19 protein-coding genes are annotated in these 20120 nt (G+C 66.8%); 8 read left to right on the forward strand and 11 right to left on the reverse strand.

What is annotated here, in order from left to right; all coding sequences use genetic code 11:
• Window position 1: 1 nt before the first annotated feature.
• Complete coding sequence (locus AC3WRR_RS13490) at window positions 2–319, forward strand: hypothetical protein (RefSeq protein WP_011617180.1); 318 nt, start codon at window positions 2–4, stop codon at window positions 317–319.
• A gap of 30 nt (window positions 320–349) precedes the next feature.
• On the opposite strand, the gene AC3WRR_RS13495 is transcribed toward AC3WRR_RS13490, so the two are convergent.
• The 9 genes from AC3WRR_RS13495 to paaA all read right to left on the reverse strand — a co-directional run bounded on the left by AC3WRR_RS13495 (window position 350) and on the right by paaA (window position 9336).
• Window positions 350–2014 (reverse strand): cation acetate symporter, encoded by a 1665-nt coding sequence (locus AC3WRR_RS13495; RefSeq protein WP_492297224.1) that lies wholly within the window; start codon window positions 2012–2014, stop codon window positions 350–352.
• On the reverse strand, window positions 2011–2319 hold the full coding sequence (locus AC3WRR_RS13500) for a DUF485 domain-containing protein (RefSeq protein ID WP_010809327.1): 309 nt from the start codon (window positions 2317–2319) through the stop codon (window positions 2011–2013). Before AC3WRR_RS13500 ends, AC3WRR_RS13495 begins: the two co-directional genes overlap by 4 nt.
• Window positions 2320–2474: 155 nt before the next feature.
• Window positions 2475–3824, reverse strand: coding sequence for a phenylacetate--CoA ligase PaaK (paaK, locus tag AC3WRR_RS13505; protein ID WP_010809326.1), 1350 nt, complete (start codon window positions 3822–3824; stop codon window positions 2475–2477).
• 70 nt (window positions 3825–3894) lie between these two features.
• On the reverse strand, window positions 3895–5559 hold the full coding sequence (gene paaN, locus AC3WRR_RS13510) for a phenylacetic acid degradation protein PaaN (protein WP_010809325.1): 1665 nt from the start codon (window positions 5557–5559) through the stop codon (window positions 3895–3897).
• A 71-nt stretch (window positions 5560–5630) separates the two neighbouring features.
• The gene (gene paaE / locus AC3WRR_RS13515; protein ID WP_010809324.1) at window positions 5631–6707 is read right to left on the reverse strand and encodes a 1,2-phenylacetyl-CoA epoxidase subunit PaaE; all 1077 of its coding nucleotides are present in this window, start codon (window positions 6705–6707) and stop codon (window positions 5631–5633) included.
• A 19-nt stretch (window positions 6708–6726) separates the two neighbouring features.
• Window positions 6727–7242, reverse strand: a complete 516-nt coding sequence (paaD, locus tag AC3WRR_RS13520) for a 1,2-phenylacetyl-CoA epoxidase subunit PaaD (protein ID WP_439669084.1) — start codon at window positions 7240–7242, stop codon at window positions 6727–6729.
• A gap of 5 nt (window positions 7243–7247) precedes the next feature.
• Window positions 7248–8003: a 1,2-phenylacetyl-CoA epoxidase subunit PaaC gene (gene paaC / locus AC3WRR_RS13525; RefSeq protein WP_454749261.1), complete on the reverse strand. Its 756-nt coding sequence runs from the start codon at window positions 8001–8003 to the stop codon at window positions 7248–7250.
• A gap of 10 nt (window positions 8004–8013) precedes the next feature.
• Complete coding sequence (gene paaB / locus AC3WRR_RS13530) at window positions 8014–8295, reverse strand: 1,2-phenylacetyl-CoA epoxidase subunit PaaB (RefSeq protein ID WP_010809321.1); 282 nt, start codon at window positions 8293–8295, stop codon at window positions 8014–8016.
• A gap of 54 nt (window positions 8296–8349) precedes the next feature.
• Complete coding sequence (gene paaA / locus AC3WRR_RS13535; RefSeq protein ID WP_492297227.1) at window positions 8350–9336, reverse strand: 1,2-phenylacetyl-CoA epoxidase subunit PaaA; 987 nt, start codon at window positions 9334–9336, stop codon at window positions 8350–8352.
• 131 nt (window positions 9337–9467) lie between these two features.
• Between paaA and paaX the strand changes: the two genes are divergently transcribed.
• Window positions 9468–10397: a phenylacetic acid degradation operon negative regulatory protein PaaX gene (paaX, locus tag AC3WRR_RS13540; protein ID WP_492297229.1), complete on the forward strand. Its 930-nt coding sequence runs from the start codon at window positions 9468–9470 to the stop codon at window positions 10395–10397.
• 42 nt (window positions 10398–10439) lie between these two features.
• Here the strand turns inward: paaX and AC3WRR_RS13545 are convergent, their stop codons facing one another.
• Window positions 10440–11456 carry a 1-aminocyclopropane-1-carboxylate deaminase gene (locus AC3WRR_RS13545; RefSeq protein WP_010809318.1) on the reverse strand — a complete coding sequence of 339 codons (1017 nt, stop codon included), beginning with the start codon at window positions 11454–11456 and terminating at the stop codon, window positions 10440–10442.
• Between the two features lie 192 nt (window positions 11457–11648).
• On the opposite strand from AC3WRR_RS13545, the gene AC3WRR_RS13550 reads away from it, so the two are divergent.
• On the forward strand, window positions 11649–12164 hold the full coding sequence (locus tag AC3WRR_RS13550; RefSeq protein ID WP_492297231.1) for an Lrp/AsnC family transcriptional regulator: 516 nt from the start codon (window positions 11649–11651) through the stop codon (window positions 12162–12164).
• A 149-nt stretch (window positions 12165–12313) separates the two neighbouring features.
• Here the strand turns inward: AC3WRR_RS13550 and AC3WRR_RS13555 are convergent, their stop codons facing one another.
• A complete protein-coding gene (locus AC3WRR_RS13555; RefSeq protein WP_010809316.1) occupies window positions 12314–13480 on the reverse strand; it encodes an acyl-CoA dehydrogenase family protein in 1167 nt (388 codons plus the stop codon).
• A gap of 255 nt (window positions 13481–13735) precedes the next feature.
• Between AC3WRR_RS13555 and AC3WRR_RS13560 the strand changes: the two genes are divergently transcribed.
• The 5 genes from AC3WRR_RS13560 (at window position 13736) to AC3WRR_RS13580 (ending at window position 20001) form a co-directional block, all read left to right on the forward strand.
• The gene (locus AC3WRR_RS13560; protein ID WP_492297233.1) at window positions 13736–15040 is read left to right on the forward strand and encodes an acetyl-CoA hydrolase/transferase family protein; all 1305 of its coding nucleotides are present in this window, start codon (window positions 13736–13738) and stop codon (window positions 15038–15040) included.
• Window positions 15041–15081: 41 nt separating this feature from the next.
• Complete coding sequence (locus AC3WRR_RS13565) at window positions 15082–16290, forward strand: acetyl-CoA C-acetyltransferase (RefSeq protein WP_010809314.1); 1209 nt, start codon at window positions 15082–15084, stop codon at window positions 16288–16290.
• Window positions 16291–16410: 120 nt separating this feature from the next.
• A complete protein-coding gene (locus AC3WRR_RS13570) occupies window positions 16411–17397 on the forward strand; it encodes a Bug family tripartite tricarboxylate transporter substrate binding protein (RefSeq protein WP_011617188.1) in 987 nt (328 codons plus the stop codon).
• 51 nt (window positions 17398–17448) lie between these two features.
• On the forward strand, window positions 17449–18606 hold the full coding sequence (locus AC3WRR_RS13575; protein ID WP_492297235.1) for an acyl-CoA dehydrogenase family protein: 1158 nt from the start codon (window positions 17449–17451) through the stop codon (window positions 18604–18606).
• 96 nt (window positions 18607–18702) lie between these two features.
• The gene (locus AC3WRR_RS13580) at window positions 18703–20001 is read left to right on the forward strand and encodes a CaiB/BaiF CoA transferase family protein (RefSeq protein WP_011617190.1); all 1299 of its coding nucleotides are present in this window, start codon (window positions 18703–18705) and stop codon (window positions 19999–20001) included.
• Window positions 20002–20120 lie beyond the last annotated feature (119 nt).

Raw genomic sequence — 20120 nt, forward strand, 5'->3', positions numbered from 1 at the left:
AATGGAGAAGAAGCCCCCACCTGATGAAAACACGGACCTCCCACGCCGAGGGCACGGCTCCGCTGCGCGAGCGGCGAAGACTCCGCCGCCTCAGCAGAGCATGCCCGGGCATCTTATCGAGCTGAGGCCGGGCTTCTTTCTCAACCCCGACCACATTATCAGCGTGCGGGTGTTGCCGGAGGAGGAAGGCGACGTCTATGCAGTCCTGCACCTGTCGAATGGCGACAAGCAGAACCTTACCCGCGGCGAGTTCACCGCCATTACCGGGGAAGAGCCGCGCCCGCCGGCGCGGCTGCCGCAGAAACCACTGACCGAATAGCGTTGCTGCTACGCGGCCCTGCCCCCCGGATCAATGCTGGCTCGCCCCGGCAGCCCCGATCCCGGTCATCGCACGCACGAACTGCGCACCATAGCGCTGGCGCTCGGTGCTGGCCTGGGTGGAGCGGTCCAGCACCGACGCCAGCCAGGCGCTGGCGAAGGCCAGCGTCATCGAGAACAGCGCCGGGTTGGCGTACGGGAAGATCGCCTTGTCATGATGCAGGATGCCCACCCAGACCGTCGGGCCCAGCACCAGCAGCGCCACCGCTGACACCAGCCCGGCCAGGCTGCCGGCCACGGCGCCGCGCGTGGTCAGGCCTTTCCAGAACATCGACAGGAACAGCACCGGGAAGTTGACCGAGGCCGCGATCGCCAGCACCAGGCCGGACAGGAAGGCGATGTTCTGCTTCTCGAACATCACGCCCAGCACCATGGCCAGCACGCCGATCACCAGGGTGGCCGCCTTGGACACCCGGATCTCGTCCTTCTCGTTGGCCTGCCCGCGGCGGAACACGTTGGCGTACAGGTCATGCGAGACCGCGGAAGCGCCCGACAGGGCCAGGCCCGCCACCACCGCGAGGATGGTCGCGAACGCCACCGCCGAGATAAAGCCCAGGAAGAGATCGCCGCCGATCGCGTGCGACAGGTGCACCGCCACCATATTGCTGCCGCCGATGATCTTGCCGGCCGCGTCGCGGTAGGCCGGATCCGCGCCCACCATCACGATCGCACCGAAGCCCACCACCAGGATCAGCACGTAGAAGTAGCCGATGAAGCCGGTGGCGTAGAGCACGGACTTGCGCGCCTCGCGGGCGTCTGCCACCGTGAAGAAGCGCATCAGGATGTGCGGCAGGCCCGCGGTGCCGAACATCATGCCCACCCCCAGCGAGATCGCATCGATGGGATTGGACACCAGCCCGCCCGGAGACAGGATCGCCAGCCCCTTGTCATGCACCTTCGCCGCGCCGGCGAACATGGCTTCCGGGCTGAAGCCGAAGTACGCCACCACCATCACCGCCATGAAGGTCACGCCGCCCAGCAGCAGCGCGGCCTTGATGATCTGCACCCAGGTGGTGGCCAGCATGCCGCCGAACATCACATACAGCACCATCAACAGGCCGACGATCACCACGGCGGACTCATAGCTGGTGCCGAACAGCAGCTCGATCAGCTTGCCGGCGCCGACCATCTGCGCCACCAGGTACATGATCACCACCGTCAGCGTGCCGCAGGCGGCGGTGATCCGCACCGGCTTCTGCGCCAGCCGGTATGACACCACGTCGGCAAAGGTATAGCGGCCAAGGTTGCGCAGCCGTTCGGCGACGATGAACAGGATGATCGGCCAGCCCGCCACCACGCCCAGCGCGTAGATCAGCCCGTCATAGCCCTTGTCGAACATCATCGCGGAGATGCCGAGGAAGGAGGCAGCCGAGACCATGTCGCCGGCGATGGCCAGGCCGTTCTGGAAGCCGCTCAGCCCGCCTCCGGCGGCATAGAAGTCGGATGCCGAGCGCGTGCGGCGCGCGGCCCAGCGGGTAATGCCGAGCGTGAACAGCACGAACAGCAGGAACATCACGATGGCGCTCCAGTTCAGCGGCCGCGGCGCGGCATCGCCCTGGATGGCGGGGGCCGCCGCGGCGGCCATGCTGGCAAGCCCGAGCAGGGCCGCGCACAGGTAACGGTTGGCGGGTTTCATGCCCGGCACTCCTTGCGCACGCGTTCGTTGAGCGGATCCAGGTCGCGGTTGGCCCGGTACACGTAGATCCCGGTCAGCAGCACGGCCGAGACGATCACCGCCACGCCGACGGGAATGCCCACCGTCATCACACCCGCGCCGAGCGGTGTGCCGAGCGTGGCCGGCGAGAACGCCAGCAGCAGGATAAAGCCGAAGTAGATCGCCAGCATGACCAGCGTCAGCGACCAGCCCAGGCGGGTCCGCCCGTTGGTCAGCCGGATGAAATCGGGGTGGTTCTGGATGGTTTCCAGTTGTCGCGCGTCCATGGTGGTCTCCTTTGGCGCAGGGGGCACGGCGCCTCTGGGTGGGCGCCATCGTTGAGTGGTTCGTTGAGACTTGAACTCTTGCGGCGGTGTGCTCCCTCTCCCCGCATGGGGAGAGGGAGCACACATGCAGTGGCTTGTCAGTTCATGCGATACGTTCAGATCGCCCCGACCGGCTGCTCGTGCGTGAACTTCGGCCGCATATCGAGCACCCGCCGTGCCTTGCCGACCGTGGTGCGCTCGATGCCGTCCGCATCCACCACCTGCACGCGCGTGGTCACGCCCACGTAGGTCTTGATCTGGTCCTTCAGCTCGCGCTCCAGCATCGCGCGGTCGTCCGCGCAGAGGGGTGCCGAACCTCCGGGCCGCGCTTCGACGCGCACTTCCAGCTTGTCCAGGTGGCCGTCGCGGGTCACCACCAGCTGGTACTGCGGCGCCAGCGCCGGCGTCTTCAGGATCAGCTCCTCGATCTGCGACGGGAACACATTGACGCCGCGGATGATCAGCATGTCGTCCGAGCGGCCGGTGATCTTGCCGATGCGGCGCATCGAACGCGAGGTGGGCGGCAGCAGGCGCGTCAGGTCGCGCGTGCGGTATCGGATCACCGGCAGCGCTTCCTTGGTGAGCGACGTGAACACCAGTTCGCCCTCTTCTCCATCCGGCAGCACCTCGCCGGTGACCGGATCGATGATCTCGGCGTAGAAGTGGTCTTCCCAGATCACCGGACCGTCCTTGCTCTCGATGCATTCGCAAGCGACACCCGGCCCCATGACTTCAGACAGGCCGTAGATGTCCACCGCGTCGATACCAGCACGTGCCTCGATTTCGGCGCGCATCGCATCCGTCCACGGCTCGGCGCCGAAGATGCCCACCTTGAGCGAGCTTTCCGACGGATCCATGCCCTGGCGCTCCATCTCCTCGATCAGGTTCAGCATGTATGACGGCGTCACCATGATGATGTTGGGCTCGAACTCGCGGATCAGCTGCACCTGTTTCTCGGTCTGCCCGCCGGACATGGGGATCACCGTGCAGCCGGCCTTCTCGGCGCCATAGTGGGCACCCAGGCCGCCCGTGAACAGGCCGTAGCCATAGCTGACATGGACCAGGTCGCCGGCGCGGCCGCCGGCGGCGCGGATCGAGCGCGCCACCACGCTGGCCCAGGTATCGATATCCTTCGCGGTATAGCCGACCACGGTCGGCTTGCCCGTGGTGCCGCTCGACGCATGCACGCGCGCCACCTTCTCGCGCGGCACCGCGAACATGCCGAAGGGATAGTTGTCGCGCAGGTCCTGCTTGGTCAGGAACGGGAACTTCGACAGATCCGACAGCGACTGCAGGTCGTCCGGATGCACCCCGGCCGCATGGAAGGCCTTGCGGTAATGCGGCACGTTGTCGTAGGCATGGCGCACGCTCCATTTCAGCCGTTCCAGCTGCAGCGCCTGCAGTTCGTCGCGGCTGGCGCGCTCGATCGGCTCCAGCTCGTTGGGGTTGGGGATGCGTTGAACCATTGTCTACTCCATCATCGTTATGATTGCGCCGCATTTCTATTGGGGGCCGGCGCCGGGTACTGCGACTGCCTCAGATATGGGAACGGCTCTGTACCACGCGGAAGCGGTTGGCGACGAAAGCCGCATCCGACAGCGAGGCATTGGCTGCCGGGTTGGCGCCGGTGGCGTGGAAGTCGCTGAACGCGGCCGACTGGTTGACGAACACGCCCCCGGTCAGGTTCAGCGACAGGGCCACGCCCGCGTCCTCGGCGGCTTCGCGGATGCCCTCGGCCATGCCGGCATCGGTGGTGTAGGCCGACAACGTCAGTGCGCCATGTTCCTTCGCGCCGCGGTGCGCCAGCGCGATGCTGTGCGCGGTGTTGTCGGTGGCGACGATGAACGAGATCGGGCCGAACAATTCCTGCATGATCTTGTCCTCGTCGCTGGCGTCCACCTTGAGCACCAGCGGCGTGCGGATGCGCGCGCCGGGGAACTCCGGGTGCTCCAGCACGCGGCTGTCGGCGACGATCTCGCCCAGTGCGCGCGACGATTCGATGCGCTGAACCACCCCGTCGTTCTGGATCGCGCCGAGCAGCTCCACCGCCTTGGCCGCATCGCTGGTGAGCCTGACCACGCCCTCCCCGATCGCCGCGGCCACCTGGTCGAAGCTGAGGTGCCCTTCCGGCGTGTCGATGCCGCCCTTCGGCACATAGATGTTCTGCGGTGCCGTGCACATCTGGCCCGAGTACAGCGCCAGCGAGAACGCGATATTGCGCACCATGCCCTTGAAGTCGCTGGTGGAGTGGATCACGATCTGGTTGACGCCGGCCTTCTCGGTATAGACCTGGGCCTGGTGCGCGTTGCGCTCCAGCCAGTTGCCATTGGCGCTGCTGCCGGTGAAGTCGATCAGGCGCACTTCCGGGCGCAGCGCCAGCGTGGACGCCATGCGCTCGGTCGGGTCGTTGGCCACCAGCGTGACCAGGTTGGGGTCGAAGCCGGCTTCCTGCAGCACCTCGCGCGCCACCTCGACGGTGATCGCCAGCGGCAGGATCGCGCCCGGGTGCGGCTTGACCACCACCGCGTTGCCGGTCGCCAGGCTGGCGAACAGGCCGGGATAGCCGTTCCAGGTCGGGAAGGTGCAGCAGCCGATCACCAGGCCCACGCCGCGCGGCACCACGCTGTAGCGCTTCTCCATGCGCAGCGGCTCGTTCTTGCCCTGCGGCTTCTCCCAGATGGCCTGCTTCGGAATGCGGCGCATCTCGTCCCAGGCGTAGGCCACCGCTTCCAGCCCGCGGTCCTGCGCGTGCGGGCCGCCGGCCTGGAAGGCCATCATGAAGGCCTGGCCGGTGGTGTGCATTACCGCGTAGGCAATCTCGAAGCTGCGGCGGTTCAGGCGCTGCAGGATTTCCAGCGACACGCCGACCCAGGCTTCCGGCCCGGCCTTGCGCCAGGCCGGCATGCCTTCGGCCATGCCGGCAAAGAGCTGGTCGAGGTCGGGCTTCGGATAGGTGATGCCCAGTTCCGCGCCGTAGGGCGAGACTTCCTTGCCGGCCTGGCCGACGGTGCCCGGCTGCGACAGCGCGAACGGGCGGTTCAGGCGGGCCTCGAAGGCAGCCTTGCCGTCGGCGTTGGCGGTTTCGCCGTAGACCCTGGGGCTCGGCATTTCGCTGAACGGGCTCCAGTAGCCGCGCTCGGCAATGGCTTGGGTGGCTTGTTCCAGCAGCGCCTGGTGGCGTTCAAAAAACGGATGGGACACGGCTTGCTCCGGGGGCAGAATGGTTTGCGTATGGTTCGGGATGGCGGCAAGGGATTGCCGCGGGAAGCGCTTCAGGTTTCCTGGTCGAAGTCGATCACCAGCCTGTCGCTGACGGCGTAGCTCTGGCAGCTGAGGATGAAGCCGCGCGCGACTTCGTAGTCCTCCAGCGCAAAGTTGACGTCCATGTCGACCTCGCCTTCGATGCGCTTGCAGCGGCAGGTCGAGCAGACCCCGCCCTTGCATGAGTAAGGCAGCTCGATGCCTTGCGCCAGCGCGGCATCCAGCACCGTCTCCTTGTTCTTCTCCAGCGTGAAGGAGCGCGTGCGGCCGTCCTGGATCACCGTGACCTCGCACTGCTGCTGCCCCACCTGCTTGTGCGCATGCGCCGCCGGGCGGGCCGCGGGAATGCTGGTGGCAAACAGCTCGCGCTTGATGCGGGCCTTGTCCACGCCGTTGTCGAGCAGCGCCTGCGACACCTCTTCCATCATCGAGTGCGGGCCGCAGATAAAGGCGATGTCGATGTCCTGCGGCTTGACCCAGTGCTTGAGCAAGGCATTGACCTTCTCGCCGTCGATGCGGCCGTTGAACAGGTCGATATCCAGCTGCTCGCGGCTGAGCACGAACACCAGGTTGAAGCGCTGCAGGTAGGTGTCCTTCAGGTCTTCCAGCTCTTCCTTGAACAGCACCGAAGACGAGGCGCGGTTGCCGTAGAACAGCGTGAAGCGGCTCTGGGGCTCGGCCTCCAGCGTAGTCTTGATGATCGACAGCATCGGCGTGATGCCGCTGCCGGCGGCGAAGGCCACGTAGTGCCTCGCCTGCGTGGCAGACAGCGGCACGTGGAAGTGGCCGGATGGCGGCATCACTTCCAGCTTCATGCCGGGCTGCAGTTGTTCGTTGGCCCAGTTGGAGAACAGGCCGCCGTCGACGCGCTTGATCGCGACGCGCAGCTGCGCGTCCTGCACCGCCGAGCAGATCGAGTACGAGCGGCGCACGTCCTCGCCGCCGATGCCGGTGCGCAGCGTCAGGTGCTGGCCCTGGATGTAGCGGTAGGTGTCGGCCAGTTCATCCGGCACGGCAAAGGTCACGGCCACGGCATCGCGGGTTTCGCGGGTGACCGAGGCCACGGTCAGTTCATGGAATTTGCTCATCTCACTACCCCGGTCAGGCTCAGTGCGCCTTGAAGTAATCGAACGGTTCCTTGCAGTCGCCGCAGCGGTACAGGGCCTTGCAGGCGGTCGAGCCGAACTGGCTCACCAGCCGCGTGTGCCGCGAGCCGCAGTGCGGGCACGCCACCACCAGCGCCGGCGCCGCCTTGCGGCTGATGCCGCTGATGTCGATCACCTGCTGGGCCGGCGGCGCAATGCCGTAGCCGCCCAGGCTGGCCTTGCCGCGCGGCGTCATCCAGTCGGTGGTCCAGGCCGGCGCCAGCTGCGTGCGCACGCGCACGCTGGCAATGCCCTGCGCAGCCAGCGTGCGCTCGATCTCCTCCCGGATCACGGTCATGGCCGGGCAGCCGGAGTACGTCGGGGTGATGGTGACGACGCAGGCGTCGTCCTCCCATGCCACGTCGCGCACAATGCCGAGATCCACCACCGAGATCACCGGGATCTCGGGATCGGGCACCGTATCGAGCCAGGTCCAGACCTGCCCGAGCGCCGGGCGTGCGATCGCTTGCGCAGTCATGGCGTTCACCAGCTGGCGCCCGGATAGGCGCGCTGCAGGAACTGCATTTCGGCCAGCAGGTAGCCGAGGTGTTCGGTATGGCGGCCGTGGCGGCCGCCGCTCTGCGACCACGTGCCCGCAGGCAGCTGCAGCGTGGCTTCTTCCAGCACCGCGGCCACGTGGCGCTGCCACGGTTCGGCCAGTGATGCGGGATCCGGCACCAGGCCGGCCTGCACCAGCGCGGCGTCGCCCGCGTCGGACTCGAACAGCTCATCGCTGAACATCCACAGGTCGTTGAAGGCATCCTGCATGCGGCGGTGGCTCTCTTCGCTGCCGTCGCCCAGGCGCACCACCAGGTCGGCGCTGCGGCGCACGTGGTAGGTCACTTCCTTGAGCGACTTGGCGGCGATCTCGGCGATGCGGGCATCGGTCGAGCGCTGCAGCCCGTCGAGCAGGAAGTAGTGCCAGGTGTCGAACAGGAACTGCCGCGCCAGCGTATCGGCATAGCTGCCGTTGGGCTGCTCCACCAGCAGCGGGTTGCGGAACTGGTGCGCGTCGCGCAGGTAGGCCAGCTGGTCGGCGCTGCGGCCGGCGCCCTCCACTTCCGCGGCGTAGCCCAGCCACAGCCGGGTCTGGCCGATCAGGTCGAGCGCGACATTGGTCAGCGCGATGTCCTCTTCCAGCGCCGGGCCGCGGCCGCACCATTCCGACAAGCGCTGGCCAAGGACCAGCGTGGCGTCGCCGAGGCGCAGCAGGTATTCGAGCTTGTGGTTGTCCATCATGCGGGCCGTATCAGATGTGCTTGACGGCTTCCGGCATCGGGAAGAACGTCGGGTGGCGGTAGACCTTGCTGTTGGCCGGCTCGAACAGCGGGCCCTTGTCGCCGGGGCTGCTGGCGACCACGTCGCCGGCCTTCACCACCCAGACGCTGACGCCCTCGTTGCGGCGCGTATAGACGTCACGCGCGTTGTTGATCGCCATTTCGCCGTCGGGCGCGTGCAGGCTGCCCACGTGCTTGTGGGCCAGGCCGTGCTGGCTGCGGATAAAGATCTCCCAAAGCGGCCACTCTTTCATGGCAACCTCCTGTGTCATTGCGTTGGACGGATGGCGGCGCCGGGCGCCGCGGGGTCACGCGGCGGCGCGCTGGGCCTGCTTGTCGGCGTGGGTCACCAGGGCATCGCGGAACCACGCGCCCTTTTCCCAGGCCTTGACGCGGGTGCGCAGGCGCTCGCGGTTGCAGGGGCCGTTGCCCTGGATGACGTTGTAGAACTCGGACCAGTCGATCTCGCCGAAGTCATAGTGGCCGCGCTCCTCGTTCCACTTCAGTTCGGGATCCGGAATGGCCAGGCCCAGGTACTCTGCCTGCGGCACGGTCTGGTCGACCATCTTCTGGCGCAGCTCGTCATTGGAGAACAGCTTGATGCGCCATTGCATGGATTGCGCGCTGTTGGGCGAATCGCCGTCGGACGGGCCGAACATCATCAGCGCCGGCCACCACCAGCGATTGAGCGCGTCCTGCGCCATCTGCTTCTGCTCGGGGGTGCCGTTGCACAGCGACAGCAGGATGTCGTAGCCCTGGCGCTGGTGGAACGACTCTTCCTTGCACACGCGCACCATGGCGCGCGCATAGGGCCCGAACGAGCAGCGGCACAGCGGCACCTGGTTGATGATGGCCGAGCCGTCGACCAGCCAGCCGATCATGCCGATGTCGGCCCAACTCAGCGTCGGGTAGTTGAAGATGCTGGAATACTTGGCCTTGCCGGTGTGCAGGTCGCCCAGCATCTGGTCGCGCGACACGCCCAGGGTCTCGGCCGCGCTGTAGAGATACAGGCCATGGCCGGCCTCATCCTGGATCTTGGCCAGCAAGACTGCCTTGCGCTCCAGCGTCGGCGCGCGGGTGACCCAGTTGCCTTCCGGCAGCTGGCCCACAATCTCGGAATGGGCATGCTGCGAGATCTGGCGGACCAGGGTCTTGCGATAGGCCTCCGGCATCCAGTCCTTGGCCTCGATCTTGATCCCGGCATCGACGCGCGCCTGGAACTCGCGCTCCTGCGGCTCCATTTCTTCCATGGCGCGAAGCCTCGTCGCTCCTGTCTCCACCAGCTGTGCGTACATCCTTTGCTCCGCTCTTGGTTGCTCTGAATCGGGGTCTTGACCTGCATCAACATCGTCAGTTGCAACGGATGGTAGTGATACAATTTGATTCAATCAATCTGCATTTGTGTATCACTTCAGGGAGCGGGCCGATGGCGACGCCAGGCACAGATCCGCGCGTGGCGCGGCTGGCACGCGGGCTGAAGCTGGGCGCCAATTCCATGCTGGTGACCTTGTTCGGCGATGTGGTGGCGCCGCGGCCGCAGGCCATCTGGCTGGGCAGCCTGATCCGGCTGGCGGCGCCGTTCGGCATCAATGACCGGCTGGTGCGCACCGCCACCTTCCGCCTTACCGCCGACGACTGGCTGGCCGCGACCAGGATGGGGCGGCGCAGCTACTACGGGCTGTCAGACGCCGGTTTGCAGCGTGTACTGCACGCCGGCAAGCGCATCTATGCGGGTGAGGCATCCGAATGGGACGGCCGCTGGACCCTGGTGATGGTGCGCGGTGACGTACGCGCCACGGTCCGGCAGAAGCTGAAGCGGGAATTGCTGTGGGAGGGCTTCGGCGCCATCGCGCCGGGGGTGATGGCCCACCCCCAAGCGGACCTCGCCTCGCTGCGCGAAATCCTCCAGGCCGCACGCGCGCAGGACGATGTGGCGGTGATGGAAGCGAGCAGCCTCGAGGCGTTTTCCATCCGGCCACTGCAGGCGCTGATGCACCAGACCTTCAAGCTCGGCGACGTGGCCGCTGCCTGGCAGGCACTGCTGCGCCGCTTTGCGCCGCTGGCCGAAGAGGCCGCCGGGCTTGCTCCGGCCGATGCTTTCTTCGTGCGGACGCTCCTGGTGCACGAATACCGGCGTGTGCTGCTGCGCGACCCCAACCTGCCCGAAGCGATGCTGCCGCAAGACTGGCCCGGCCGCACCGCGCGCGGCTTGTGCCACACCCTGTACGGGGCGCTGCTAGACGCCAGCGAAGACTACCTGCACCGCGTGGTGGAAGCGGCGGACGGTTCGCTGCACGATGCCAACCGGAGCCTGCGCCTGCGCTTTGGGGCGGGCGCGCAGGCGGGCAACGATTAACCGGGCATCCGGGGAATCCCGGCTGCGCACCTGCGCATGGAATCAGCCGTCCTTGAACAGGAAGCTGTAGGCGTTCAATGCCGGTACCCCGCCCAGGTGTGCAAAGAGGACTTTCGATCCTTGCGGAAACTCGCCGCGACGGACCATGTCGATCATGCCCTGCATGGACTTGCCCTCATAGACCGGGTCCGTCATCATGCCCTCCAGCCTGGCGCTGAGGCGGATGGCTTCCAGGGTGCCGGCCGAAGGCAGGCCGTATTCGGGTCCGCCATAGCGGGTGTCCAGCACCACGTCCGCTTCAGTGATGTCGCGGCCGAGGCCGACCAGCTCCGCGGTATGGCGGGCGATGCGCAGGATCTGCGCGCGCGTCGGTTCCGGCTTGGCCGATGCATCGATGCCGATGACCCGGTCCGCGCGGCCGTCGGCAGCGAATCCGACCACCATGCCCGCCTGCGTGCTGCCGGTGACCGAGCAGACCACGATGTAGTCGAACCTGAAGCCGAGTCCGGCTTCCTGCTCCCGCACTTCCTCGGCGAAGCCTACGTAGCCGAGACCGCCGAGCGGATGCTCCGAGCAGCCTGCCGGAATCGGGTAGGGCTTGCCGCCCGCCTTGCGCACGCTCTCCATGGCTTCTTCCCAGCTGGGGCGAATACCGATGTCGAAGCCTTCGCTGACCAGGCGCACGTCGGCCCCCATGATGCGCGACATCTGGATGTTGCCCACGCGGTCATAAACCGCGTCGGAGTAGTTGACCCAGTTCTCCTGCACCAGCACGCACTTCAGCCCCAGGTGGGCCGCGATGGCGGCAACCTGGCGCGTGTGGTTCGACTGGATCCCGCCGATCGAGACCAGCGTATCGGCGCCCTGCGCCAGCACGTCTGGAATGACGTATTCGAGCTTGCGCGTCTTGTTGCCGCCAAAGGCGAGCCCGCTGTTGCAGTCGTCGCGCTTGGCATAGAGCTCGACCTTGCCACCCAGGCTTTCGCTCAGCCGCGATAGCGGATGGATCGGCGTCGGGCCGAAGGTCAGGGAATGACGCGGAAATTGCTTCAGGTTCATGACTGGCTCCAGGTTGCGGTTGGCATGCGGGCGCCTTGCAGCCGCAAAGCCCGGCATTCGCACGGACGCCGCGCGACGCCGCATCTGGAATCATCATAAGAAGGCTGGGACGAAAGGTGCTTGCAAATATCTGCGACTTCTTGCACGATAAAAAGCCAGGAAGTACCATGAAATTTTCTTTATTTCGTAGAAATGGCGACATCCAGAATAAAATTTCGTGCGAAATCCGAGACCTCCGCGCAGCCCGCGCCGGTGCTGGATCGCACGGACAAGGCCATCCTGCGCGCCTTGCAGCGCGATGCGTCCATTTCCAACCTGGCCCTGGCGGGCAAGGTCAGCCTCAGCCCGCCCGCGTGCCTGCGCCGCGTGGAACGCCTGAAGGCAGATGGCCTGATCCGCGGCGTCGTGGCGCTGCTGAACCCGGCTCCGCTGGACGCAGGAATGCTGGTCATCATCGGGGTCGTGCTGGACAGGTCCACGCCCGAGTCGTTTGCCGCCTTTGAGAAAGCGGCGCAGAAGGTATCAGGCTGTATGGAATGCCATGAAGTCACCGGCGAGTTCGACTACATCATGATGCTCAGGACCAAGGACAGCGAGAGCTTCAACCGCCTCCACGCGGAGCAGTTGCTCTACCTGCCGGGCGTGCGGCAGATTCGCTCGTTCATGGTGCTCAAGCAGGTGCTGTCGACGACGCAGTTTCCGATTTGAGGATCGGGCTGGATCCGGCTGCGCGGGCGAAGAGAGGAGACAGGGAGGGGAATTCGGGGCCTGGGCGAAGCAGGAACCCCGGCGCCGTTGCTGCCGGGGTTCCATCTGGCCAGCCCCTTGAATGTTGGGGCTGGCGCGCCGTCCATCGCTCAGAATGAGCGCGGCAGGCCCAGGACGTGTTCGGCGACGAAAGAGTAGATCAGGTTGGTGGAGATCGGTGCCACCTGGTACAGCCGCGTTTCCCGGAACTTGCGCTCCACGTCGTATTCGCAGGCAAAGCCGAAACCACCGTGGAACTGCAGGCAGGCGTTGCCGGCCTCCCAGCTCGCCTTGGCCGCCAGGTACTTGGCCATGTTGGCCTGGGCCCCCATGGGCTCGTGCTTGTCAAACAGCTCACAGGCTTTCCAGCGCATCAGGTTCGCCGCTTCCAGTTCGATAAAGGACTCGGCGATCGGGAACTGCACGCCCTGGTTCTGGCCGATGGGGCGGCCGAAGACCTCGCGTTCCCTGACGTACTTGGTCACGCGGTCGATGAACCAATAGCCGTCGCCGATGCACTCGGCCGCGATCAGCGTGCGCTCGGCGTTCAGGCCATCGAGGATGTACTTGAAGCCCTTGCCCTCTTCACCGATCAGGTTTTCCTCGGGGATTTCCAGGTCCTCGAAAAACAGTTCATTGGTCTCGTGGTTGACCATGTTGGGGATCGGGCGGACGGTCAGGCCCTTCTTCTGCGCCTCGTGCAGGTCCACCATGAAGATGGACATCCCCTCGCTCTTCTTCTTCACGTCGGCCAGCGGCGTGGTGCGCGCCAGCAGGATCATGAAGTCGCTGTGCTGGACGCGGCTGATCCAGACCTTCTGGCCGTTGACGACGTAGCGTCCGTCCTTCTTGACCGCCGAGGTCTTGATCTTGGTGGTGTCAGTGCCGGTGGTGGGCTCGGTCACGCCCATGGACTGCAGGCGCCATTCCCCCGAGGCAATCTTCGGCAGGTACTTGTCCTTCTGTGCCCTGGAGCCGTGCCGCAGCAGCGTGCCCATGTTGTACATCTGGCCGTGGCAGGCGCCGGAGTTGCCGCCGCAGCGGTTGATCTCTTCCATGATGACCGAGGCTTCGGTCAGACCCAGGCCGGAACCACCGTACTCCTGCGGAATCAGCGCCGCCAGCCAGCCCGCCGCGGTCAGCGCATTGACAAAGGCCTCGGGGTAGGCGCGCTGCTCGTCCACCTTGCGGAAGTACTCATCGGGAAACTCCGCGCAAAGCGCGCGGATGGCGTCGCGGATTTCTTGGAAGTTGTTCGATTGGGTCTGTTCGATCATAGCGCTTGGCTTGCGTTCGGTCTCTGGCGGACGGCCGCCTCCTTGTGATAACCGCAATAGTCGCGGCGTTCGGCCGGTTGGACAATCAGCCTTTCCGAAAGCGCGCCTTCCACCGGGGTTAAGTCCTGGCGACGGTTAAGGCCTTTCGCTTTCGCCAAAGTCCGCCATTGGCATTGTCAAATAGCGCAAACCACGCTTTGGGAACATGCTCCGGGCTATCCGGCGCATGCGCCGACTGACCGCTGCCCCGTGGACATGCACACCCTCGCCTCCCGCCTGCAAGCCCTGATCCGCCCCGGAGACCATATCTGGTGGGGGCAAGCGACCGCCGAGCCGCTGACGCTGACGCGCGCACTGGTGGAGCACCGCCACGCCATCGCCCAGGGCGGACGGCTCAGTGTCTTTGTCGGCATCGGGCAGTCAGACACGCTGCAGCCGGCCCAGGCGGATGTGCTCGACTTCTTCGGCTACGCCGCCAGCGGCCCGCACCGGCAACTGGCCAGGGCCGGCGTGCTGGACATCGTGCCCAGCCACTATTCGCACCTGCCCGGGCTGATCCGCCAGGGCACGCTGCGGGCGGACGTGGCGCTGGTGCAGGTCTCGCCCGCCGACGAGCAGGGGCGCCACAGCCTGGGGCTGGTGCATGAATACCTCCCCGCGGCGCTCGACCGCGCCCGCGTCATCATCGCCGAGGTGAACCCTGAGGTGCCGTGGACCCACGGCAGCCGCTACCTGAGCGCGGACGATATCGACCTGCAGGTCGAAGCGCTGCACCCGCCGATCAGCCTTGACCGCAGCGCGCCCGGCCCGGCCGAACAGGCTATCGCTCGCCACATCGCCGGCTGGGTGGAGGATGGCGCCACCCTGCAGATGGGCATCGGCAACCTGCCAGAGGCCGTGGTCGCTGCGCTGAATGGCCACCGCGACCTGGGGCTGCACAGCGGCGCGATCGGCGACGGCATTGCGGCGCTGGCCGAAGCCGGGGTGCTGACCAACGCACGCAAGAGCATCGATACGGGCGTGGGCATCGCCGGCATCCTGATGGGCAGCGAACGGCTGCGGCGCTGGGCCCACCGCAATCCGCAGCTGCAGCTGCGCGAGACCGCCTATACCCATCACCCCGAGGTGCTGGCCAGCGTCGACAAGCTGACCGCCATCAACTCCGCCATCGAGGTCGACCTCACCGGCCAGGTGAACGCCGAAGTTGCCGCCGGCGTCTATGTCGGCGCCGTCGGCGGTGCCGTGGACTTCCTGCGCGGCGCCGCGCGCAGCCGCGGCGGCCTGCCCATAGTCGCGCTGCCAGCAACCGCCAAGGGCGCGAGCCGCATCGTGGCCCAGTTGTCCGGCCCGGTCAGCACGCCCCGCTCGGACGCGGGCCTGATCGTCACCGAACACGGCGTTGCCGACCTGCGCGGCCAGACGCTGTCGCAGCGCGTGCGCCGCATGCTGGACATTGCCGCCCCCGAACACCGCGCGGACCTGGAACGCCAGGCCCACGCCCTGCTGCGCCAGTGCGGCGCGGTCTTCGTCGCCCTTCCCGGGCACACGCTGACAAACTGACTTATTTGCTCACCCCAACACAGAGTTCCAAGGAGACTTCCATGCGCAGAGCTGCAATCGTCACTCCCCTCCGCACGCCCGTCGGCACCTTCGGCGGCAGCTTGCGCCCGGTGCCTGTGGAGGAACTGGCCGCCACCGCCGTGCGCGCCGTGGTGGAACGCAGCGGCATCGATCCCGCGCGTATCGACGACGTGGTCTTTGCCCAGTCCTACGCCAACAGCGAAGTGCCCTGCGTCGGCCGCTGGGCCGCGCTGCAGGCCGGCCTGCCGGTCGAGGTGCCGGGCATGCAGCTGGACCGCCGCTGCGGCGGCGGCCTGCAGGCCATCGTCACGGCCTCGATGATGGTGCAAAGCGGCGCCGCCGACGTGGTGATCGCGGGCGGCGTCGAGAGCATGAGCAATATCGAGTACTACACCACCGACATGCGCTGGGGCGCGCGCTCGGGCAATGTGCGCTTCTTCGACCGCCTCGACCGCGGCCGTGAACGCTCCCAGCCGGTCGAGCGCTTCGGCAAGATCTCCGGGATGATCGAGACGGCCGAGAACCTGGCGCGCGACTACGGCATCAGCCGCGAGGCGGCCGATGTCTTCGCCGCCCGCAGCCACGCACGCGCCGCGGCAGCCTGGGAGGCCGGCCGCTTCGATGCCGAGGTCGTGCCCGTGCAGGTGCCCCAGCGCAAGGGCGATCCGGTGCGGTTCGCGCGCGACGAAGGTTTCCGCCCGGAAACCACGCGTGAAAGCCTGGGCAAGCTGCGCACGCTGATGCCGAACGGTACCGTCACCGCTGGCAACGCCAGCCAGCAGAATGACGCGTCGGCTGCCTGCCTGATCGTGGCCGAAGACAAGCTGGCCGAACTGGGCCTGACCCCCATGGCCTCGCTGGTGGGCTGGGCGGCGGCCGGCTGCGAGCCCTCGCACATGGGCATCGGCCCGGTGCCCGCGGTGAAGAAGCTGCTGGCGCGCCTGAACCTGACGCTGGACCAGATGGACCTGGTCGAGCTGAACGAAGCCTTCGCCTGCCAGGTGCTGGCCGTGCTCAAGGGCTGGGAATGGCATGACCAGGATGCGATCGAGCAGAAGCTGAACGTGAACGGCTCGGGCATCTCGCTGGGCCATCCGATCGGCGCCACCGGCGTGCGCATCCTGGCCACGCTGCTGCATGAACTGCAGCGCCGTGGCGGCCGCTATGGCCTGGAAACCATGTGCATCGGCGGCGGCCAGGGTATTGCCGCGGTCTTCGAACGCTACTGAGAAAACCCACTCCATTCACCGTACAGCCCCCGTGCGCGACGGCGGGGGCTGAGCCTGCCTTTTTGCCTTTTGCTTTTCGGCTTTTGCCATCGGCTCTTTGCTTTACGTAGGAGAAGTATCTTGATTTCCACCTCACGCCGCCACGCCATGCTGGCCGCCCTGGCTCTGTGCGGCGCAACCCTGGCTACTCCCCCTGCCTCGGCACAGCCCAACGGCCAGCCGGTGCGCCTCGTGGTCGGCTACGCGGCCGGCGGCCCCGCCGACCAGGCCGCGCGCCTGTTTGCGGTGGCGTTGGGCAAGGCGCTCAACGCCAACGTCATCGTCGACAACAAGCCCGGCGCCAATGCCACGCTGGCCGGCTATGAAGTGGTCCGCGCCAGGCCCGACGGCGCCACGCTGTGGTTCGCCGCCAGCGCGGCGCTGACGGTCGCGCCCAACATCATGAAGAGCCTGCCGTACGACCCGGCCAAGGACCTCGCCCCGGTGGCACCGGTGGCGCGCTACTACAACATGCTGGTGGCCAACGTCAAGGAGCCGTTCAAGGGCACCCAGGACCTGGTTGCCTACGCCAGGGCGCATCCCGGCAAGCTCAGCTACGGCTCCTCGGGCGTCGGCAGCTCCAACCACGTCGCCATGGCCCTGTTCGCCCGGCAGGCGCAGGTCCAGCTGAACCATATTCCCTACAAGGGCAATGCCCCGGCCATGACCGACACCATCGGCGGCCAGATCGACGTGATGTTCGATATCATCAGCACCGCCAGCGGCTATGTGCAGAGCGGCAAGGTCAAGCCCATCGCCGTGGGCTCGCCCAAGCGCAGCGCATCGCTGCCCGGCGTGCCCACCTTCCGCGAATCCGGGATTGCCGGCCTCAAGGACTACGAAGCCGGCGGCTGGTACGCCATCTACGCCCCCAAGGGCGTAACCCCCGAGCAGACCCAGAAGCTGGCCGCAGCAGTGCGGCAGGCCGTGGAAGACGTTGAGCTCAGGAAGCGCTATGCCGAACTGGGCTACGAGCAGTGGAGCGGCACCACGCAGGATGTCGTGAACACCGCCGCGCGCGAGCGCACGCAGTGGGCCAGCGTGCTCAAGGGCGTGACGCTGGACTGATGGTCCCGCCCCCTCGAACCGACACCGACCCGACACCCAGGAAGAACCGACATGATCCGCGATAACGACATCCTCGAAGCCCTGCTCGACAGCGTGCGCCGCTTTGTGCGCGAGCGCCTGGTGCCCGCCGAGGCGCTGGTCGCCGAGACCGACGAAATCCCGCAGGATATCGTGCAGGACATGCGCGAGATGGGCCTGTTCGGCATGACCATCCCCGAGCGCTTTGGCGGCCTGGAGCTGACCATGGAGGAGGAAGTGCGCGTGGTCATGGAGCTGTGCCAGACCTCGCCGGCCTTCCGCTCGCTGCTGGGCACCACCGTGGGCATCGGCTCGCAGGGCATCCTGATGGATGGCACGCCGGAGCAGCAGGCCGCGTGGCTGCCCCGCCTGGCCACCGGCGAGATCCTGGCCTCCTTTGCCCTGACCGAACCGGAAGCCGGCTCGGACGCCGGTTCGCTGCGCACCACCGCGGTCAGGAATGGCGACCACTACGTGGTCAACGGCACCAAGCGCTTTATCACCAACGCGCCGCAGGCCGGCATGTTCACGCTGATGGCGCGTACCAACCCTGAAATCAAGGGCTCGGCCGGCGTCTCGGCATTTATCGTCGATGCCAGGACGCCCGGCATCAGCTTCGGCAAGCGCGACGTGAAGATGGGGCAGAAAGGCGCGCATACCTGCGACGTGATCTTCGACAACGTGCGCGTACCGGCCGAGAACCTGATCGGCCTGAAGGAAGGCCAGGGCTTCAAGACGGCGATGAAGGTGCTCGACAAGGGCCGGCTGCACATTGCGGCGGTCAGCGTCGGGGTGGCCAGGCGCGTGCTGCGCGACGCGCTGAACTACGCACTGGAGCGCCAGCAGTTCGGCCAGCCGATCTGCGAGTTCCAGCTGATCCAGGCCATGCTGGCCGACAGCCAGGCCGAGCTTTATGCCGCCGAATGCATGGTGATCGACGCCGCGCGCCGCCGCGACGAAGGCAGGAACGTCTCCACCGAAGCCTCGTGCTGCAAGATGTTCGCCACCGAGATGGTGGGCCGCGTGGCGGACCGCGCGGTACAGATTCTCGGCGGTTCCGGCTATATTTCCGAGTTCGGCATCGAGCGCTTCTACCGCGATGTGCGCCTGTTCCGCCTGTATGAGGGCACCACGCAGATCCAGCAGGTCATCATCGCGCGCAACATGATCCGTGAGGCCCGCGGCGCGTAAGCACCGCGCCCCGCGCCAATACGCCTGAACCATGCCCGCGCGCAACGCTGCCCGTCCCCAGGACGGGCAGCCTGCCTTGAGACCGCCTGACCTGACATGACAGATTCCACCGCTACGCCGGCCGCTGGCCTTCCTCCCCCCTCCGCCCGCACCGGCGCCCTGAGTCACCTGCGCGTGCTCGATCTCTCGCGCGTGCTGGCCGGACCGTGGTCAACCCAGAACCTGGCGGACATGGGCGCCGACGTGATCAAGATCGAAAAACCCGGCGAAGGCGACGATACGCGCCACTGGGGGCCCCCTTTCCTCGCCGACGAGGCCGGCGCGCCGACCCGGCAGGCTTGCTATTTCACCGCCGCCAACCGCAACAAGCGCTCGGTCACCGTGGACATGGCCACGCCCGAGGGACAGGAGCTGATCCGCGAGCTGGCCCGGCAGAGCGATGTGGTGGTGGAGAATTTCAAGACCGGCGGCCTCAAGCGCTACGGGCTGGACTATGACAGCCTGAGCGCGCTCAACCCGCGCCTGATCTATTGCTCGGTCACGGGGTTTGGCCACACCGGACCCTACGCGGCGCGGCCCGGCTACGACCTGCTGATCCAGGCCATGAGCGGCCTGATGAGCATCACCGGCCACGCCGACGGCGAGCCCGGCGGCGGCCCGATGAAGGTAGGCGTGGCCGTGATCGACCTGTTCACCGGCATGTACGCCACCACCGCGATCCTGAGCGCGCTGGAAGCGCGCCACTTCACCGGCCGCGGCCAGCATATCGACATCGCCCTGCTGGATGTGGCGATGGCGGTGCTGGCCAACCAGGGCGCGGGCTTCCTGAACGCCGGCGACGTGCCGCGGCGCCAAGGCAATATCCACCCTAGCGTGGTGCCCTACCAGGACTTCCCGACCGCCGACGGCAATATGCTGCTGGCCATCGGCAACGACGGGCAGTTCGCACGCTTCTGCGACGCCGCGGGCGTGGACTGGGCGCGCGACGAGCGCTATGCCACCAACACCGGCCGCGTCAACAACCGCAAGACGCTGATCGCGATGATGATGGAGCTCACGCGCACCCGGTCCACGGCGCAATGGGTCGCGCTGCTGGAAGCCAATTCCGTGCCTTGCGGCCCCATCAACAATATCGCCCAGGCCCACGCCGACCCCCATGTGCAACACCGTGGCCTGCGCGTCGAGCAAGAGCGCTATCCGGGAGCCCAGCCGCCCGCCGGCGAGCCAGTGAACCACGTGGTCACCACGGCCAGCCCGCTGCGCCTGTCAGAGACGCCCCCGACGCTGCGCTACGCCCCGCCCGCGCTGGGCCAGCACACCGACGAGGTGCTGCGCGACTACCTGAAGCTGAGCCCGCAGCAACTGGAAGCACTGCGCGCCAGGCGCGTGGTGTAAGCGGCCAGGCGGCTTTCGGCAGACAAGAAATCCGCCTTTGCCGATTACCGATTGCACCGTGCAACGGGCGCACATACACTGGCGCCGTTCGGCTGGCCCCCGCCTCGCCGAACGGTTTT

The organism is Cupriavidus sp. FW305-3-2-15-C-LB2, assembly GCF_058787575.1.

What these genes read in the sequence shown, in the direction of transcription:
- AC3WRR_RS13490 (WP_011617180.1), top strand. Translation starts at nt 2, where the DNA reads ATGGAGAAGAAGCCCCCACCTGATGAAAACACGGACCTCCCACGCCGA.
- AC3WRR_RS13555 (WP_010809316.1), bottom strand. Translation starts at nt 13,480, where the DNA reads ATGATCGAACAGACCCAATCGAACAACTTCCAAGAAATCCGCGACGCC.
- AC3WRR_RS13580 (WP_011617190.1), top strand. Translation starts at nt 18,703, where the DNA reads ATGACAGATTCCACCGCTACGCCGGCCGCTGGCCTTCCTCCCCCCTCC.
- AC3WRR_RS13500 (WP_010809327.1), bottom strand. Translation starts at nt 2,319, where the DNA reads ATGGACGCGCGACAACTGGAAACCATCCAGAACCACCCCGATTTCATC.
- paaX (WP_492297229.1), top strand. Translation starts at nt 9,468, where the DNA reads ATGGCGACGCCAGGCACAGATCCGCGCGTGGCGCGGCTGGCACGCGGG.
- AC3WRR_RS13545 (WP_010809318.1), bottom strand. Translation starts at nt 11,456, where the DNA reads ATGAACCTGAAGCAATTTCCGCGTCATTCCCTGACCTTCGGCCCGACG.
- paaE (WP_010809324.1), bottom strand. Translation starts at nt 6,707, where the DNA reads ATGAGCAAATTCCATGAACTGACCGTGGCCTCGGTCACCCGCGAAACC.
- paaA (WP_492297227.1), bottom strand. Translation starts at nt 9,336, where the DNA reads ATGTACGCACAGCTGGTGGAGACAGGAGCGACGAGGCTTCGCGCCATG.
- paaB (WP_010809321.1), bottom strand. Translation starts at nt 8,295, where the DNA reads ATGAAAGAGTGGCCGCTTTGGGAGATCTTTATCCGCAGCCAGCACGGC.
- paaK (WP_010809326.1), bottom strand. Translation starts at nt 3,824, where the DNA reads ATGGTTCAACGCATCCCCAACCCCAACGAGCTGGAGCCGATCGAGCGC.
- AC3WRR_RS13495 (WP_492297224.1), bottom strand. Translation starts at nt 2,014, where the DNA reads ATGAAACCCGCCAACCGTTACCTGTGCGCGGCCCTGCTCGGGCTTGCC.
- paaD (WP_439669084.1), bottom strand. Translation starts at nt 7,242, where the DNA reads ATGACTGCGCAAGCGATCGCACGCCCGGCGCTCGGGCAGGTCTGGACC.
- AC3WRR_RS13560 (WP_492297233.1), top strand. Translation starts at nt 13,736, where the DNA reads ATGCACACCCTCGCCTCCCGCCTGCAAGCCCTGATCCGCCCCGGAGAC.
- AC3WRR_RS13550 (WP_492297231.1), top strand. Translation starts at nt 11,649, where the DNA reads ATGGCGACATCCAGAATAAAATTTCGTGCGAAATCCGAGACCTCCGCG.
- paaC (WP_454749261.1), bottom strand. Translation starts at nt 8,003, where the DNA reads ATGATGGACAACCACAAGCTCGAATACCTGCTGCGCCTCGGCGACGCC.
- AC3WRR_RS13565 (WP_010809314.1), top strand. Translation starts at nt 15,082, where the DNA reads ATGCGCAGAGCTGCAATCGTCACTCCCCTCCGCACGCCCGTCGGCACC.
- AC3WRR_RS13575 (WP_492297235.1), top strand. Translation starts at nt 17,449, where the DNA reads ATGATCCGCGATAACGACATCCTCGAAGCCCTGCTCGACAGCGTGCGC.